Origin of the sequence: Haloferax sulfurifontis ATCC BAA-897 (genome assembly GCF_000337835.1) — an archaeon.
GTDB lineage: Archaea > Halobacteriota > Halobacteria > Halobacteriales > Haloferacaceae > Haloferax > Haloferax denitrificans.
This window is the reverse complement of sequence record NZ_AOLM01000024.1, coordinates 49,997-63,025: the sequence shown is the minus strand read 5'-3', so window position 1 is coordinate 63,025 and position 13,029 is coordinate 49,997. Positions and strand designations below refer to the sequence as shown.

The window sequence follows — 13,029 nt, the reverse complement described above, 5'->3', positions numbered from 1 at the left end:
GGTTTCCAGCTATTCCAGCGTCGGCACGGTCACCCGGCCGAGCACGTCGTCGACGACGTCCGATTTCCGCACGTCTTCGACCCGCGCGTCCGGCGTCAGAACGAGGCGATGGGCGAGGACCGACTGCGCGACGCGCTTTACGTCGTCGGGCGTGACGAACTCGCGGCCCTCGATGACGGCGCGGGCGCGGGTGGCCTCGAACAGCCGCTGGGTCCCGCGGGGCGAGACGCCGATGCGGACCCGGCGGTCGGTGCGGGTCTCCCGCGCCAGCTTCGCCATGTAGTCGAGCAGGTCGTCCTCGACGCGGACCGACTCGGGCGCGCGGCGGACGGCGGCGACGGCGTCGCGGTCGAGGACGCGTTCGACGCTCGGACTCTGTTCGCTCCGACCCGCGCGCCGGTGGAGAAGTTCGACCTCGCCGTCGAGGTCGGGATAGCCGATGGCCGATTTCACGACGAACCGGTCGACCTGCGCCTCGGGCAGGGTGAACGTCCCCTCCTGTTCGACGGGGTTCTGCGTGGCGATGACGAAGAACGGTTTCGGAAGCTTGTGCGTCTCGCCGTCGACGGTCACCTGCCCTTCCTCCATCGCTTCGAGGAGGGCCGCCTGCGTCTTCGGCGGCGCGCGGTTGATCTCGTCGGCGAGGACGACGTTGGCGAAGATTGGTCCCGGCGAGAACTCGAAGGTCCGCTCGCGCTCGTCGTAGATGTTCGTCCCGGTCACGTCGGCGGGAAGCAGGTCCGGGGTGAACTGCACGCGGGAAAACGACAGCCCGAGCGCGGTGGCGACGCTCCGCGCGGTGAGCGTCTTCCCGGTTCCCGGAACGTCTTCGAGGAGGACGTGGCCGCGGGCGAGGACGCCCGTCAGGACGGTTTCGAGGAAGGATCGGTCGGCGATGACGGCCTCCGAGACGGCGTCGAGCACCTCGTCGCACGTCTCGCTGGCCGTGTCGATGTCCATACACCTCTCGGGTCTGCGCGCGACTTATTCCCGTTGGTCGGTGGGGTCGGGTCGGCCGGTCGGTCGCCCGTCGTCCGTCGCCGACCTCGCCCGCTCCCGGTTCCTGCCGGCGCAGACCCGCCGACCGCATCCGTGTGACTCTCCGCCGCGGCCCTCGGAAATCGAAACGGATTAAACTATCCGCGAGAGAGACAACGATGGAAGCCGAGGTAGCCTAGCCCGGCCAAGGCGGTAGATTCGAAATCTACTGTCCATTCGGACACGTGAGTTCAAATCTCACCCTCGGCGCTTCTTCCGAACGTCACCCTGCGAGAGACGTTCATGTCTCTCGCCCCGCGTGACGAGGATGTGCGACGACCCGAAATTTGAACCAGCGAGCGAACGCAGTGAGCGAGTGAGGCTCAAATCTCTCCCTCGGCGCTTCTCGCGGCCACAACGTTCTGAGTGGCGCGTCTCGTCGCGCCACCGTGTCTCAGTCCTCGATATCTTCTCTCGACTCCCACCGCTCCCGATGGACGAGTTCGCTCGTGTCGATGCGCTCGCGCCAACCCTCCCGCTGAAGCACCGGCTCCTCGGGAAATCCGTCTTCGGGGTAGCCGACGCAGAGATACGCAATCGGCTCGACGTGGTGCGGAATACCCAGCACCTCGCGGACTTCGTGCGGGTAGAGAAACGACACCCAGCCGACGCCGACGCCCTCGGCCCGCGCGGCCAGCCAGAGGTTCTGCACCGCGAGGCACGTCGAGTAGGCGTCCATCGCCTGCATCGTGTTGCGCCCGAGGACGTGCGGCGCGTCCCGCGTCGGGTCGCACGTGACGCAGATGTTCACCGGGGCGTCGGTGATGCCCTCCAACTTCAGCCGGCCGAACTCCGATTTTCGAGGCTCTCGATAGCCCTCGCGGGCCGCCGCAATCGCCCGCTCCGCGATGGACGCGATTTCCGCTTTCGTCTCGTCGTCCTCGACGACGACGAAGTCCCACGGTTGCGAGAAGCCGACGCTCGGGGCGTGATGGGCGGCGTCGAGCAGTCGCGCCAGCGTCTCCTCGGACACCGGGTCGTCGCCGAACCGCCGGATGTCCCGCCGCGCGTAAATCGACTTGTACACTCCCGACCGTTCGCGCTCCGTGAACCCAACCATCGTTTCGGTAGTCCAGACTGGATTGCAAATCGGTTCTGATACGCCAGACGGCTCACGCTTCGCCTGCCGAAATAGTTACTAATCAGACACGAATGGTGGACCGTATGGACGCCACACTCGAACACAGACTCGAAGTCATCATCGCCCTCCTGTTCCTGTTGCTCACCATCGAGGTCTACCGACTTGCCGGCTACTTCGGCGTCGCGTTCGTCATCGTGGCCACTCTCATCACCTTCGGACTGGGCTCGAAGCCGAGTTCGACCTGAGTCACGCTCTCCCCCGCGTGAGCGCCTCCCCCCGCGCAGTCCCTCGATTTCACTTTCACTCTACTAGGATGCGATACATATCCCCTGCCCGCGTCGGCCAACGTATGAGTGCGAACGTAGCAAGCGCGGACACGAGCGAACGGGGCGGGACGCGACGCATCGACGTGACGACGGTCCGGACCGGCCGCGTCGCCGACTTCGCGGAGACCGAACTCGGCGACGACGCTATCGGGTTCGAGCGCCGCGGCGGCTGGACCTACCTCGTCGCCAAAGAGACGCAGTAGTCCGGGTTCGGACTCGGTCGTCCCGGAGTAGGGAGAAAAACGCGGGAGCGGACGCGACGGTTTAGTTTTCTCAGTCGTCTGCCGACGCGGGCGTCGGCGACGTGTGGTTCGGCGCGAGCAGTCGGTCGAGCGCGTCTACCATCGCCTGAACGCTCGCTCGCGTGATGTCGGCGTGCGAGGCGGCGACGGTGACGCTCCGGTCGCCGAGCGACATCGTCACCTCGACGGTCACGACGGCGTCGGTGCCGCCGGTGATGGCGTCGACGTGGTACTCGTCGAGTTGGGCGTCGGCGTCGGGGCCGAGCGCCTCGCGGACGGCCTTCACCGCGGCGTCGACCGGGCCGGACCCGGTGCCCGAGGCGACGCGTTCCTCGTCCTCGACGCGGAGGCGGACGCTCGCGGTCGGGGTGCCGCCGCCCGAGGCGGCCGTGAGGTCGAGCAGTTCGACCTGTCGGGCGCGCTCGCGGCCCTGGACGTCCTCTGCGAACGCGAGGAGGTCGGCGTCGGTGACGCGCTTGCCGCGGTCGCCGAGTTCCTTCACGCGCTCGACGACGGCCGCGACCTCCTCGTCGGTGGCGTCGACGCCGTGTTCCTCCAGCGCGGCCTTGACGCCGGCGCGACCGGCGTGCTTCCCGAGGACGAGGCGGCGCTCGCGGCCGACCGTCTCCGGCGGGTACGGCTCGTACATCGCGTCGTCCTTGAGCGTCCCGTCGGTGTGGATGCCGCTCTCGTGCGTGAACGCGTTCTGGCCGACGACCGCCTTGTTCGGCGGGAGCGCGACGCCCGTGGCCTGTGCGACCTTCTGGGCGAGCGCGTACAGTTCGTCGAGTTTCACCGTCTCGACGTCGTAGCAGTGGTCGAGCGCGATGGCGACCTCTTCGAGCGCGACGTTGCCGGCGCGCTCGCCGATGCCGTTGACCGTGGTGTGGACGAGGTCGGCACCCGCGGCGAGGCTGGCGTGGACGTTCGCCATCGCGAGGCCGAGGTCGTCGTGGGTGTGCGTCGAGGTCGGACCCAACTCGGCGAGTCGGGAGACGACCTCGTAGGTGTGTTCGGGGCTCGTGTGGCCGACCGTGTCGGCGAAACAGAAGCGGTCGGCGCCGGCGTCGTGGCTGGCGCGCGCGAGCGATTCGAGGAACTCCGGGGCGGCCCGCGAGCCGTCCTCGCCGATGACCTCGACCCAGAGGCCGTGGTCCTTGGCGTAGGCGACGAGTTCGTCGGTCGTCTCGACGACGTCCTCGCGGGTCGTCCCGACCTTCGACTCGACGTGGCGGTCGCTCGCCGGGACGACGAGCGTGATGCCGTCGACGTCGCAGTCGAGCGCGAGGTCGACGTCGTTCTTGACGCCGCGGGCGAAACTCGTCACCGTCGCGTCGAGGCCGAGCGACGTGACGCGCTTTATGGTCTCGCGCTCGCCGGGGCCGGTGCAGGCGCTTCCGGCCTCGATGTAATCGACTTCGGCGCGGTCGAGCGCCTGGGCGATGTCGGCCTTCTGGGCCGGCGTCAGCGAGACGCCGGGGGCCTGCTCGCCGTCGCGGAGCGTGGTGTCTAAGAGCTGTACTGAATCAGAAGTGCGTAGCTCGGGGGTCTTCCCGAATCGTTCGTTCACGGTAGAATCGTGTCCTTGTGGGTTAGAACCGTCGAATTTCACAGCCAGCCGTCTCGCGACGACTTACTCTATCCTCCGTCGGTGTGGTAGGTTCCGACATAGTAGTTGAACACATTTGTCGATGAAGGGATAAAAGAGATGGTTCCGACAGAAATTGGTGTCTCTCCGGGGACCGCGCTGGACGGGCGTTGATTCGAGACCGGCGAGTCACTCCGAAACCTCGACCAAGTCGCCCGGTTCGACGCTGTCGGCCGCCCCCGCGGGGAGTTCGACGATGGTGTCGGCCATCCCGAAGCCGATGCCCGTCCACGCCGACAGCCGCTTTTTCTTCGTCACCTCGTCGCCGACGAGCCAGAGCGCGTCGATGTCGAAGGGGACGAACACCATGTGGAGGCTGTGGCGGTCGGCGTCGTCGAACCGGAAGACGAGCGCGTAGTCGTCCGGCACGGAGCCGCGGAACATCAGCCCGCGCGCCTGCGAGAGAAACGAGTCGGCCGTCTCGACGTTCGACGCGAGGGTCGATTGGTCTCCGTTCTGTCGGTGAACGAGTCTCACGGGGCCGGCTTCGACGGCGGACGTGATGAAACCACCGCCGAGACGGCGGGCCGTCCGCCGCCGAGAGCAACGTTTAGGCTTGCCCCGCCCCGAACGCGCGCCATGGAGCGGACGCCGACAGGGACGCCCGTGGGAGTCGACGACCCCTACGACCACGCCGGCCGTTGCGACCACCTCACGAGCGACGGCGCGTGCCGGCTCGCCCGCGAGTACGCCGACCGCGACCCGGCGTTCGCCCGCGAGCGCGCCCGAGCGGACTACGACTGCGTCGCGGCCGCCGAGGGCTGTGACTTCCGCGACTGCCCGCACTACGCCTCGACGACGAGCGGCCGCGAGTGCGTTCGGTGCGGCCTCGAAGAGGTCCGCATGGCCCACGATTCGACCGCTCGCCCCTTACTCGAAGAACACCATCTCTCGTACGGCGGCCGCGGGGGTGACGGCGCTGGTGACGGCGATAGCGACGAACCCTCCCACGAGATTACGGTCGCGCTGTGTCGGTGGTGCCACACGAAGGTCCACAAGTCGTTCGCCCGCATCGACGACGACGCCTCACCCGACGTCGAGGCGCTCGCCGAGCGGGAGGGCCGCCGGACGAAGGAACTCGACGAACTCGGGTTCCAGACGGCCCGGGACCGCGCCGGCGACGAGTGAGTCGCCGTGGCGACTCCCGTCTCCAACCGCCCTCGACGTGCCAATCTGATGCACGGATACGCGTATCTCGACCACTCTTCGATTGACTTTTAGGCACGGTGGTCCAATCCGGGACATGACCCGCATCGTCGTCATCGACAACCACGGGCAGTTCACCCACCTCGAACGGCGCGCGCTCCGCGACCTCGGCGTCGACACCGAACTCGTCGACAACGACACCGACCCCGCGGACATCGACGCGGACGGCATCGTCCTCTCCGGCGGCCCCGACATGGACCGCATCGGCCGCTGTCCCGACTACCTCGACCTCGACGTGCCCGTCTTGGGCATCTGTCTCGGCATGCAGATTCTCGCGGAAGAACTCGACGGTCGCGTCGGCTCCGGCGACTACGGCGGCTACGCCGACGTGGACGTGGAAATCCTCGACGAGGACGACCCCCTTATCGGCTCGCTCGCCCCCGAGACCCGCGTCTGGGCCAGCCACGCCGACGAAGTCAAGGAGGTCCCCGAGGGCTTCACGCACACCGCCACGAGCGACGTGTGTACCATCGAGGCCATGAGCGACACCGACCGCGACCTCTACGGCGTCCAGTGGCACCCCGAGGTCGCCCACACCGACGAGGGCGAGGAAGTGTTCGAGAACTTCATCGACATCTGCGAGCGATAGCCGGCGTCTGCGAGCAGTAATCGAGAGCTGAGCGGTCGGCCGTCTTCGACGCGACCGCGACCGCGTTCTCCGCGGTGACTCGTCGCGTTCTCTCCTGTCGCCGCGACTCACTTCTCCTGTCGCCGCCGCGGAAAACCGCATCCCGGCGACGCGACGCAATCTCTCACGGTCGTTTCTCGGACGCAAGCCGAGACATTTACCGGCCTCCGTTCTGTCTGTTCGGGAAATGACCTCCACCCAGAGCGACCTCGCTGGGCTCTCGCGGTTCATCTTCCGCGCGCCCAGCTGGTACACGAGTCTCGGGTTCGCCCTGCTCGTCGCCGCGATGGCGGGTATCGGCGCGTTCGACTCCGGGGACCTCGCCGGGTCGTGGCGGGGCATCTTCTTCCTCGGGAGAGACGCTTGGGAAGGCATCTTCTTCATCGGGATTCCGACCGTCGTCGCGGCGTTCGGCACCACCGGCGTCGACCGGTTCGTCGGCGGGAAGCTGACGCACAACCGCTCGTCGCTCCTCGCGCTCGCCGGCGAGGTAATCATCGTCACGTTCCTCACCGGAGCCGCCATCGTCTCCGTCTTTACGGGCCTCGGCCAGACGTTCATCTTCGACGCGCTCGTGGTCGCCCTCGCGTCGGTGTTCGCCTTCCGCCTGCTCATCGTGATGGCCGTCTCGCGGTCGTCGTTGCTCATCGCGGCGGTCCCGGCGAGCATCCAGACGCTCACGTCCGCCGCCCTCCTGTTCGTCTACAGCGGGACGCTCCGCTTCTTCGAGGTCGGCGGCCCCATCCTCGACGCCTATCTGATGCCCTACCTCGCCCGCCCCGACCGGGCCCCGCCGGAGCTGTCGGCCATCGCGCTGAGTCACTTCCAACTCCTCGCTATCACCTGCGTGATGTACGCCATCGGCGTCTACGTCTTCCTCCGCATCGTCGACCGCCCGTGGCGTCGCGGGCTCGGCGTGTCGGTCCTCGACTTCATCCGCGGGTTTATCGGCCACATCGCCGAGGGCACCCGCGAACTGGAGGACTTCTTCGAACAGCTCGGACAGGAGGCCATCGTCCCCGTCACCGTGCTCTCGTTCGAGCGCGAGGACGGCACCGAGAAGGCGCGGTTCGTCCTGCCGATGATTCACCCCGGGCCGATGGGCGAAATCGGCGGCGGCAACTTCCCCGAGCGCGTCGCCCGCCGGGGCGAGGGACTCGTGTTCCCGCCCCACGCGACCGCGGGGCACGACTTCAACCTCGTGACCGAACGCGAGGTGGACGTGGTCCTCGACGCGGCCGACGACGCCTACGAGCGCATCGAGTACAGCTCCGACGTGACAGAAAGCGTCCGCGTGCAGTCCGGCGACGCGAAGATGCTCGGTCAGCGCTTCGGCGACGACGCGCTCCTCGTCTCGACGTACGCCCCGCAGTTCGCGGACGACGTCGAGTACGCGGTCGGCCTCTCGGCGTCCGCAGAGGCCCGAACGTCGGGACTGCGCGACGTGCTTCTCGTCGACGCCCACAACTGCAACAACGGGCTTCAGGGTCCCGACCTCGGCCACGTCACGCCGGGGAGCAAGCGGTCGTTCGACATGATTACCGCCGCCGGACTCGCGGGCGAGGAGCTCTCGGCGTCGCCGTCCGGGTCGCTCTCGCTGGGAACGGCGTTCGACCCGACCGACTGGACGACGCGGGAGGGAATCGGCCCGCTGGGCATCCGCGTGGCCGCGACGACCGTCGGCGACCAGACGACCGCGTACGTCCTCATCGACGGCAACAACATGGAACCGGGCCTGCGCGACCGCATCGTCGAGGGGCTGACGACCGGCCCGGACGCGAGAGCCGACGTGGCCGAGGTGATGACGACGGACACCCACATCGTCAACACCGTCGAGGCGGAAAATCAGGTCGGCGCGGCCATCGACCCCGACGAACTCCGCGAGACCATCGAGCGCCTCGTCGACGACGCGCTCGCGGACGCCGAGCCGGTCGTCGCCGGCATGGCGACCGAACGCGCGGAGGTGACGATTTTCGGCAACGACCGCACCGAGACGCTCGCCAGCCACGCCAACGTCGTCGTCTCGATGGGCGGGGCGCTCGCAATCGCGCTCATCCTCGCGGCGATGGCGGTCAGCCTGCTCGTGTTCTTCCTCGCGTAGATGACGCCGGCGGCCGGCGGCTCGTCTTCGTCCGGCGCTCCCCCACCTCTCGTTCTCTGCGGTTCCGGCGTCGCCACTCGCGGGTCGATTCGAGCGACGAGCGACCGCCCGCCGTACTACTTCAGCGAGAGCGTTCGCGTCTCGATAGCGCCGCAACTCGGACAGACGCGCCGGTAGAACACGCTCGACCCGGTCGTCTTGGCCGACCACTCGCCGTCGTCGTCGGTGAAGCCGCACTTCGAACAGGTGAGGTCGGCCTCGCTGTATCGCTCTCGTAACCGGTCCAACGCGGTCGTCCCTCTCGGGGTTCTCCGTATTGACATGAGGTAACATACATCACTATCATGTTTAATTGTGTCGGGTGGTTTCACACCGGCCAGTGGTGATTCTTGCGGAATCCAAACTTCTGTGAGCGAATCGCTTCGCGTTCGTTCCGCGCGACGGCCGCGACAGCGCGGCCGCTCGCCGGGAGAAACCGAGTGCGGGGGGTGCCCGCGAGAACGTCCCTTACTCCTCGTCGGCGTCGGCGTCGGCGTCGGCGGCCGCGAACAGCTCGTCCACGGCCTCCTGCGCCGTCAACGCCGCCTCTTCGGCGACCGCCTCCGCGTCGTCGGCGTCGTCGGGCGCGTTGACGTACACGTCAACGTCGAGGACGCCGTCTTCGAACGTCACGGTGACGTCGAAGTCCTTGACGCGAGACTGCTTGAAGCGGGCGAAGATGAGGCCTTCAGCCGCCTCCGCGGCGGTCTCGACCACTTCTTCGTCCGTCGGCTGTGGCATTTACGCGCCGCCGGGGCCCATCGGACCCGCGCCGCCCGCGCCGCCCTGGAGCATCTGCTGGAGTTCTTCCTGCAGGCTCTCGAACTTCTCCTGCACGCGCGTCTCCTGCTTCGTGAGCTGTTCGACGCGCACTTCGAGGTTCTCGACCTTCTCTTCGAGGTCGTCTTTGGCCGACTCGTAGTCGGTCTCGATGAGGAGTTCGCCGACCTCGCGGTACATCTTCGAGTCACCGTCAATCTCTTCGAGCGTGGTGAGCGCCGTCTGCGCCTCGTTGAGCGCCGTCTCGGAGGACTGCTTCTGCTCGGAGACGTTCTGGGCGGTCTCCTGAAGGTTCTGCAGTTCTTCGAGCTTCTCCTGGGCTTCCGGCGGTAGACTTCCCTGCATACCCGAACCGACGGGACGCCGGCCCTAAAACACCCGCGGTCTCCTACGCGGACTCCGACAGCGCGCTCCCCGCCGAAGCGACGCGCTCTGCGGTCTCTACGAGGCGTATCCACGAGTTCACGCCCGCTCGGAGCGCGACGAGGTCGCCGGCCTCGACGGTGACGATGACGGTCCGCCCCTCGCGGGCGACGCGCGCACCGGACCGAGCGTCGTCTATCTCACCCGTTTCGACGGCGACGCTTCGCTCGACGACGCGCGCGCGCCGCTCGGTAGAATAGTCGAATTCGAGCGAAGCGCTGTGCGCTGGGCGCACGCTACTCGACGGCGACTTCTTTGACGTTGGGCGACCGCTCTTTCAGCAGGACGCGGTGGCCGCAGTACGGACAGCGGACGCCACCGAACTCGTCCAGTTCGACATCGCGCTTGCACCGGGAACACTTGTAGCTCATTGTGAGATGGAAAGCGTCGAGACTACTTGGGAGTTATTCGTCCTCGCCGGTGAGCGCGGCGCGGATGGAGCGGCGGACCTGCTTGCCGGCGGGGGTCTGCGGGCGGTAGGTGCCGCCGGTGAAAACCTCGCCGGTCTCCTCGTTCTTCCAGACGCCGGTTTCGACGCGAGTGACGTCGTCGCCGTCGACTTTGGAGTTGCGCATCTCTGCTTCGATTTCCTTGACGCGGCGTCGAGCGACGCGGCCGTACCGCGCGCCGAAGCGCCCGGAACTACCGACGGATCGTGCCTTGTTGTCGGCCATAGTACCGCGAACTACCTCGCCGGTATGGATAAACCCTACGAGTCGTCTCGGGACCTGACGGGCCTAGACACCGCTTTGTCGCCGGCGCGCGTACGGGAGGCCATGACACAACACGTGGTGGTGGGGGCCGGTCCCGTCGGACTCGCGGTGATGGAACAGCTCCGAGAACGCGGGGAGGACGTGGCCGCGGTGACCCGCCACGAACCCGACTTCCTCCCCGAAGGCGTCGAGAGCCGCCTCGCCGACGTGCTCTACCCCGACCGCGCCGTCGCCGCGTTCGCGGACGCGGATGTCGTCTACCACTGCGCCAAACCGCCGTACGACGACTGGCCCGAACTGTTCCCCGACCTCACCCGCGGCATCGTCGCGGGGGCCGAAGCCGCCGGCGCGCGCCTCGTCGTCGCCGAGAACCTCTACATGTACGGCCCGGTGCAAGTGCGGCTCACCGAGGACCTCCCCTATGCCGCGACCGGCCCGAAGGGACAGACCAGAGCCGAGTGCGCCGACATCGTCCTCGACGCCCACGAGGCGGGCCGCGTCGAGGCGACCATCGGCCGCGCCAGCGACTTCTTCGGTCCGCGCGTCCGCGAGTCGGTCGTCGGCGAGCAGGTGTTCGGAGCCGCCGTCGCCGGCAAGCGCGCCAAGGTGTTCGGCGACCCGCGACTCGCCCACACCTACACCTACGTCCCCGACTTCGCGCGGGCGCTCGTCCTCCTCGGCGAGCGCGACGAGGCGCTCGGCGAGGTCTGGCACGTCCCGAACCCCGAGACGGTCTCGACGCGCCGCTTCGTCGACCTCGTCTACGAGGCCGCCGAGGTCGACCCCGGCTTCCCGCGCATCATCGCCGCGCCGGGGCTCGCGCTGACCCTCGGCGGCTACCTGAGCGCACCGCTGAAAGAGCTCTCGGAGATGCGGTACGCCTTCGAGGAGCCGTACGTCGTCCGCGACGCGAAGTTCCGCGAGGCGTTCGGCGACGCCGTCGAACCGACCCCCCTGCGAGACGCCATCGCCGAGACGGTCGCGTGGTACGAATCACAGGGGGAGGCGGGCGAGACGGAGCCGATTCACATCGAGACGGCCCCGGAGGGCGCGACCGAGTCGGCCTGAGTCGGTCGTCCGACGCTCCTTTCTTCGCTACTCGCCTTGTAACCCGTCTTCGCGCAACGCCTCGTTCAGGTCGTCGCGGACGCGCTCGCCCGTCTCGCGGTTCATCGCCGTCGTGACGATGCGGTTTTCTTGGACGCTCGACCCGTCTCGCAGGAGGAGCCTGACGTTCCCGTTGTCGTCGGCGCGGGTGACCTTCGCCCGGAGCCCCGTCCGCGACCCGGTGCCGCCGGCGTCGATGGGGCCGGGGATGACCTTCTTGACGTGCGGGTGGCCGGCGACGACGCCGATTGCCCGGCGACCCCGCCGCCCGCCGATGAGCGTGCTGTGGCTCCCGCCCAGTTTCTCCGCGGGCGGGATATCGACGACTTCGAGCGTCCGCTCGCCGCGGGTGTCGAGGACGCGCTGGACGGGGTCGTCGTCGGAGACGCGGTAGAACTCGTGGTGGAGTTGCGCGCGCGTCTCGCGAAGCGGCGCGCGCGCACCCGCGGCGTACACGGTTTCGGGGCGCTTGCGCCGAATCTCGTCGGCGACGAGGCCGGCGAAGTTCCGGAGCTGGACCACCTTCGTCTCGTCGTCCGACTCGGGTATCGTCGTGACCGTCGTCTCGCCGAGCACGTCTTCTTCGTCGAGGAACGTCAGCGTCGCGCGGTCGGCCTCGAAGACGGCCACGACGGCGTCGCAGTTGGCGGTGTTGCAGGTGAGACAGTAGTCTCCCGGCTTCTCTAACGGGTTTCCACACCGCCGACAGTGCATATCGACGTGTCGGGCGTGCGCGTACAAAAGGTCGTTTATGCGGGTCGGGGCGGGCGCGCCGCGGCTCCCGGCGCGCGACGCGCCCGGCGAAACATATTCGTCCCCGTGTCCGAGAGACCACTCCGTATGCGCCGCCGCGCCCTTCTCGCGTCGCTGTCGCCGCTCGCGCTCGCCGGTCTCGTCGGACTGGTCGCGCTCGCGGCCGACCCCGAGACGACCGTCCGCCTCGCGACGCAACTGGGCCAGTCGGCGCTCGACACGGGCCGCGGGGTCGCCTCGTATCTCGGCCGGGCCGCGCCGCTTTCGACCGCGCTGTTCGCCGCCTTCGCGTGGGTCGCCGCCGGGAGCTTCCGCGCCTTCGTCGCCCACCGCGACCCCGCGGACACGCGGACGACCGCCGAAATCGCGTTCGCGCTCGTCGCCTCGGCGACCGTCCCGCTCGTGGTCGTCTTCGCGCGCGACCGGCCGGTCGTCGTCGCCGGCGCGGGCGTCGCGCTCCTCGCCGCCGCGGGTGCGGTCTTCGCCGGCCGCTCGAACGCCGAGGGCGTCGTCACCGGGTCGCTGTACGCGATGGCTCCCGTGGCCCTCGCCAGTGTCGTCGCGGCGCTCGTCGCCGGGCCCGCGGTCGCCCGGACCGCCACGCTGGCGCTCCCGCTGGCCGTCGGCTACGCCCTCGGCGTCGCCAGCGCCCGCGGCCGGTTCCGCCTCGGCGCGGCGGTCTCGGCGCTCGCGTTCGCCGTCCCCGCGTGGTCGTACTTCCCGCCGGCCGCGGAGGCCGCCGGCTTCGACCCGGTGGCCGTCGGCCTCGCGGTCGGCTTCGCGGTCGCCGCGACGCTTCTCTCGCTTCCCTTCGCGGCCATCGGCTACGCGACCACGCGCACCGCGGACGCGACGCGGCAGGCGGGAGCCAGTCCCGCCGCGAACGCCGTAGAACAGTAGGCCCGCGTCTCGGTTCGATTGTGAGTTCGCGTCTCGGTTCGATT

At 68.5% G+C, this 13,029-nt stretch carries 18 protein-coding genes and 1 tRNA gene; 8 read left to right on the top strand and 11 right to left on the bottom strand.

What is annotated here, in order from left to right:
* Nucleotides 1-9: 9 nt before the first annotated feature.
* Nucleotides 10-960 carry an AAA family ATPase gene (locus C441_RS14525; RefSeq protein ID WP_007275757.1) on the bottom strand — a complete coding sequence of 317 codons (951 nt, stop codon included), beginning with the start codon at nt 958-960 and terminating at the stop codon, nt 10-12.
* Between the two features lie 203 nt (nt 961-1,163).
* On the opposite strand from C441_RS14525, the gene C441_RS14520 reads away from it, so the two are divergent.
* Nucleotides 1,164-1,248: transfer RNA gene (locus C441_RS14520), tRNA-Ser, on the top strand.
* A 184-nt stretch (nt 1,249-1,432) separates the two neighbouring features.
* Here C441_RS14520 and bluB read toward each other — a convergent pair.
* A complete protein-coding gene (gene bluB / locus C441_RS14515; RefSeq protein WP_007275756.1) occupies nt 1,433-2,098 on the bottom strand; it encodes a 5,6-dimethylbenzimidazole synthase in 666 nt (221 codons plus the stop codon).
* A gap of 104 nt (nt 2,099-2,202) precedes the next feature.
* On the opposite strand from bluB, the gene C441_RS20015 reads away from it, so the two are divergent.
* Together C441_RS20015 and C441_RS14510 are read left to right on the top strand one after the other, a co-directional pair.
* Complete coding sequence (locus C441_RS20015) at nt 2,203-2,364, top strand: hypothetical protein (protein WP_007275755.1); 162 nt, start codon at nt 2,203-2,205, stop codon at nt 2,362-2,364.
* Between the two features lie 104 nt (nt 2,365-2,468).
* Nucleotides 2,469-2,648, top strand: coding sequence for a hypothetical protein (locus C441_RS14510; RefSeq protein WP_004970228.1), 180 nt, complete (start codon nt 2,469-2,471; stop codon nt 2,646-2,648).
* Nucleotides 2,649-2,718: 70 nt separating this feature from the next.
* Here C441_RS14510 and C441_RS14505 read toward each other — a convergent pair whose 3' ends face one another.
* Together C441_RS14505 and C441_RS14500 are read right to left on the bottom strand one after the other, a co-directional pair.
* Complete coding sequence (locus C441_RS14505; protein WP_007275754.1) at nt 2,719-4,257, bottom strand: (R)-citramalate synthase; 1,539 nt, start codon at nt 4,255-4,257, stop codon at nt 2,719-2,721.
* Between the two features lie 207 nt (nt 4,258-4,464).
* The gene (locus C441_RS14500; RefSeq protein ID WP_007275753.1) at nt 4,465-4,812 is read right to left on the bottom strand and encodes a DUF192 domain-containing protein; all 348 of its coding nucleotides are present in this window, start codon (nt 4,810-4,812) and stop codon (nt 4,465-4,467) included.
* Nucleotides 4,813-4,914: 102 nt separating this feature from the next.
* Here C441_RS14500 and C441_RS14495 point away from each other — a divergent pair, with 102 nt between their 5' ends.
* The 3 genes from C441_RS14495 to C441_RS14485 all read left to right on the top strand — a co-directional run bounded on the left by C441_RS14495 (nt 4,915) and on the right by C441_RS14485 (nt 8,270).
* Nucleotides 4,915-5,463: a DUF7097 family protein gene (locus C441_RS14495; protein WP_049920614.1), complete on the top strand. Its 549-nt coding sequence runs from the start codon at nt 4,915-4,917 to the stop codon at nt 5,461-5,463.
* A 115-nt stretch (nt 5,464-5,578) separates the two neighbouring features.
* Nucleotides 5,579-6,130: a GMP synthase subunit A gene (locus C441_RS14490; protein WP_004970223.1), complete on the top strand. Its 552-nt coding sequence runs from the start codon at nt 5,579-5,581 to the stop codon at nt 6,128-6,130.
* A 226-nt stretch (nt 6,131-6,356) separates the two neighbouring features.
* A complete protein-coding gene (locus C441_RS14485) occupies nt 6,357-8,270 on the top strand; it encodes a DUF2070 family protein (RefSeq protein ID WP_007275751.1) in 1,914 nt (637 codons plus the stop codon).
* A 116-nt stretch (nt 8,271-8,386) separates the two neighbouring features.
* Here the strand turns inward: C441_RS14485 and C441_RS20010 are convergent, their stop codons facing one another.
* From C441_RS20010 to C441_RS14455, 6 genes are all read right to left on the bottom strand, one after another.
* On the bottom strand, nt 8,387-8,593 hold the full coding sequence (locus C441_RS20010) for an HVO_0649 family zinc finger protein (protein WP_049920613.1): 207 nt from the start codon (nt 8,591-8,593) through the stop codon (nt 8,387-8,389).
* Nucleotides 8,594-8,777: 184 nt separating this feature from the next.
* Nucleotides 8,778-9,050 carry a DUF3194 domain-containing protein gene (locus C441_RS14475; protein WP_007275750.1) on the bottom strand — a complete coding sequence of 91 codons (273 nt, stop codon included), beginning with the start codon at nt 9,048-9,050 and terminating at the stop codon, nt 8,778-8,780.
* Nucleotides 9,051-9,434, bottom strand: coding sequence for a prefoldin subunit beta (locus tag C441_RS14470; RefSeq protein ID WP_007275749.1), 384 nt, complete (start codon nt 9,432-9,434; stop codon nt 9,051-9,053).
* Between the two features lie 43 nt (nt 9,435-9,477).
* Nucleotides 9,478-9,747, bottom strand: coding sequence for a KEOPS complex subunit Pcc1 (locus C441_RS14465; RefSeq protein ID WP_007275748.1), 270 nt, complete (start codon nt 9,745-9,747; stop codon nt 9,478-9,480).
* A 1-nt stretch (nt 9,748) separates the two neighbouring features.
* Nucleotides 9,749-9,883 carry a DNA-directed RNA polymerase subunit P gene (locus C441_RS14460; protein WP_004044283.1) on the bottom strand — a complete coding sequence of 45 codons (135 nt, stop codon included), beginning with the start codon at nt 9,881-9,883 and terminating at the stop codon, nt 9,749-9,751.
* Nucleotides 9,884-9,916: 33 nt separating this feature from the next.
* The gene (locus C441_RS14455; protein WP_007275747.1) at nt 9,917-10,186 is read right to left on the bottom strand and encodes a hypothetical protein; all 270 of its coding nucleotides are present in this window, start codon (nt 10,184-10,186) and stop codon (nt 9,917-9,919) included.
* 102 nt (nt 10,187-10,288) lie between these two features.
* On the opposite strand from C441_RS14455, the gene C441_RS14450 reads away from it, so the two are divergent.
* Nucleotides 10,289-11,293, top strand: coding sequence for an NAD-dependent epimerase/dehydratase family protein (locus tag C441_RS14450; RefSeq protein ID WP_007275746.1), 1,005 nt, complete (start codon nt 10,289-10,291; stop codon nt 11,291-11,293).
* A 27-nt stretch (nt 11,294-11,320) separates the two neighbouring features.
* Here the strand turns inward: C441_RS14450 and C441_RS14445 are convergent, their stop codons facing one another.
* The gene (locus C441_RS14445; protein WP_007275745.1) at nt 11,321-12,046 is read right to left on the bottom strand and encodes a DUF2103 domain-containing protein; all 726 of its coding nucleotides are present in this window, start codon (nt 12,044-12,046) and stop codon (nt 11,321-11,323) included.
* Between the two features lie 126 nt (nt 12,047-12,172).
* Between C441_RS14445 and C441_RS14440 the strand changes: the two genes are divergently transcribed.
* The gene (locus C441_RS14440; RefSeq protein ID WP_007275744.1) at nt 12,173-12,985 is read left to right on the top strand and encodes a hypothetical protein; all 813 of its coding nucleotides are present in this window, start codon (nt 12,173-12,175) and stop codon (nt 12,983-12,985) included.
* The last annotated feature ends 44 nt before the right edge of the window (nt 12,986-13,029 follow it).

What these genes read in the sequence shown, in the direction of transcription:
- C441_RS14525 (WP_007275757.1), bottom strand. Translation starts at nt 960, where the DNA reads ATGGACATCGACACGGCCAGCGAGACGTGCGACGAGGTGCTCGACGCC.
- C441_RS14475 (WP_007275750.1), bottom strand. Translation starts at nt 9,050, where the DNA reads ATGCCACAGCCGACGGACGAAGAAGTGGTCGAGACCGCCGCGGAGGCG.
- C441_RS14490 (WP_004970223.1), top strand. Translation starts at nt 5,579, where the DNA reads ATGACCCGCATCGTCGTCATCGACAACCACGGGCAGTTCACCCACCTC.
- C441_RS14440 (WP_007275744.1), top strand. Translation starts at nt 12,173, where the DNA reads ATGCGCCGCCGCGCCCTTCTCGCGTCGCTGTCGCCGCTCGCGCTCGCC.
- C441_RS20010 (WP_049920613.1), bottom strand. Translation starts at nt 8,593, where the DNA reads ATGTCAATACGGAGAACCCCGAGAGGGACGACCGCGTTGGACCGGTTA.
- C441_RS14445 (WP_007275745.1), bottom strand. Translation starts at nt 12,046, where the DNA reads ATGCACTGTCGGCGGTGTGGAAACCCGTTAGAGAAGCCGGGAGACTAC.
- C441_RS14450 (WP_007275746.1), top strand. Translation starts at nt 10,289, where the DNA reads ATGACACAACACGTGGTGGTGGGGGCCGGTCCCGTCGGACTCGCGGTG.
- bluB (WP_007275756.1), bottom strand. Translation starts at nt 2,098, where the DNA reads ATGGTTGGGTTCACGGAGCGCGAACGGTCGGGAGTGTACAAGTCGATT.
- C441_RS14460 (WP_004044283.1), bottom strand. Translation starts at nt 9,883, where the DNA reads ATGAGCTACAAGTGTTCCCGGTGCAAGCGCGATGTCGAACTGGACGAG.
- C441_RS20015 (WP_007275755.1), top strand. Translation starts at nt 2,203, where the DNA reads ATGGACGCCACACTCGAACACAGACTCGAAGTCATCATCGCCCTCCTG.
- C441_RS14510 (WP_004970228.1), top strand. Translation starts at nt 2,469, where the DNA reads ATGAGTGCGAACGTAGCAAGCGCGGACACGAGCGAACGGGGCGGGACG.
- C441_RS14455 (WP_007275747.1), bottom strand. Translation starts at nt 10,186, where the DNA reads ATGGCCGACAACAAGGCACGATCCGTCGGTAGTTCCGGGCGCTTCGGC.
- C441_RS14495 (WP_049920614.1), top strand. Translation starts at nt 4,915, where the DNA reads ATGGAGCGGACGCCGACAGGGACGCCCGTGGGAGTCGACGACCCCTAC.
- C441_RS14470 (WP_007275749.1), bottom strand. Translation starts at nt 9,434, where the DNA reads ATGCAGGGAAGTCTACCGCCGGAAGCCCAGGAGAAGCTCGAAGAACTG.
- C441_RS14485 (WP_007275751.1), top strand. Translation starts at nt 6,357, where the DNA reads ATGACCTCCACCCAGAGCGACCTCGCTGGGCTCTCGCGGTTCATCTTC.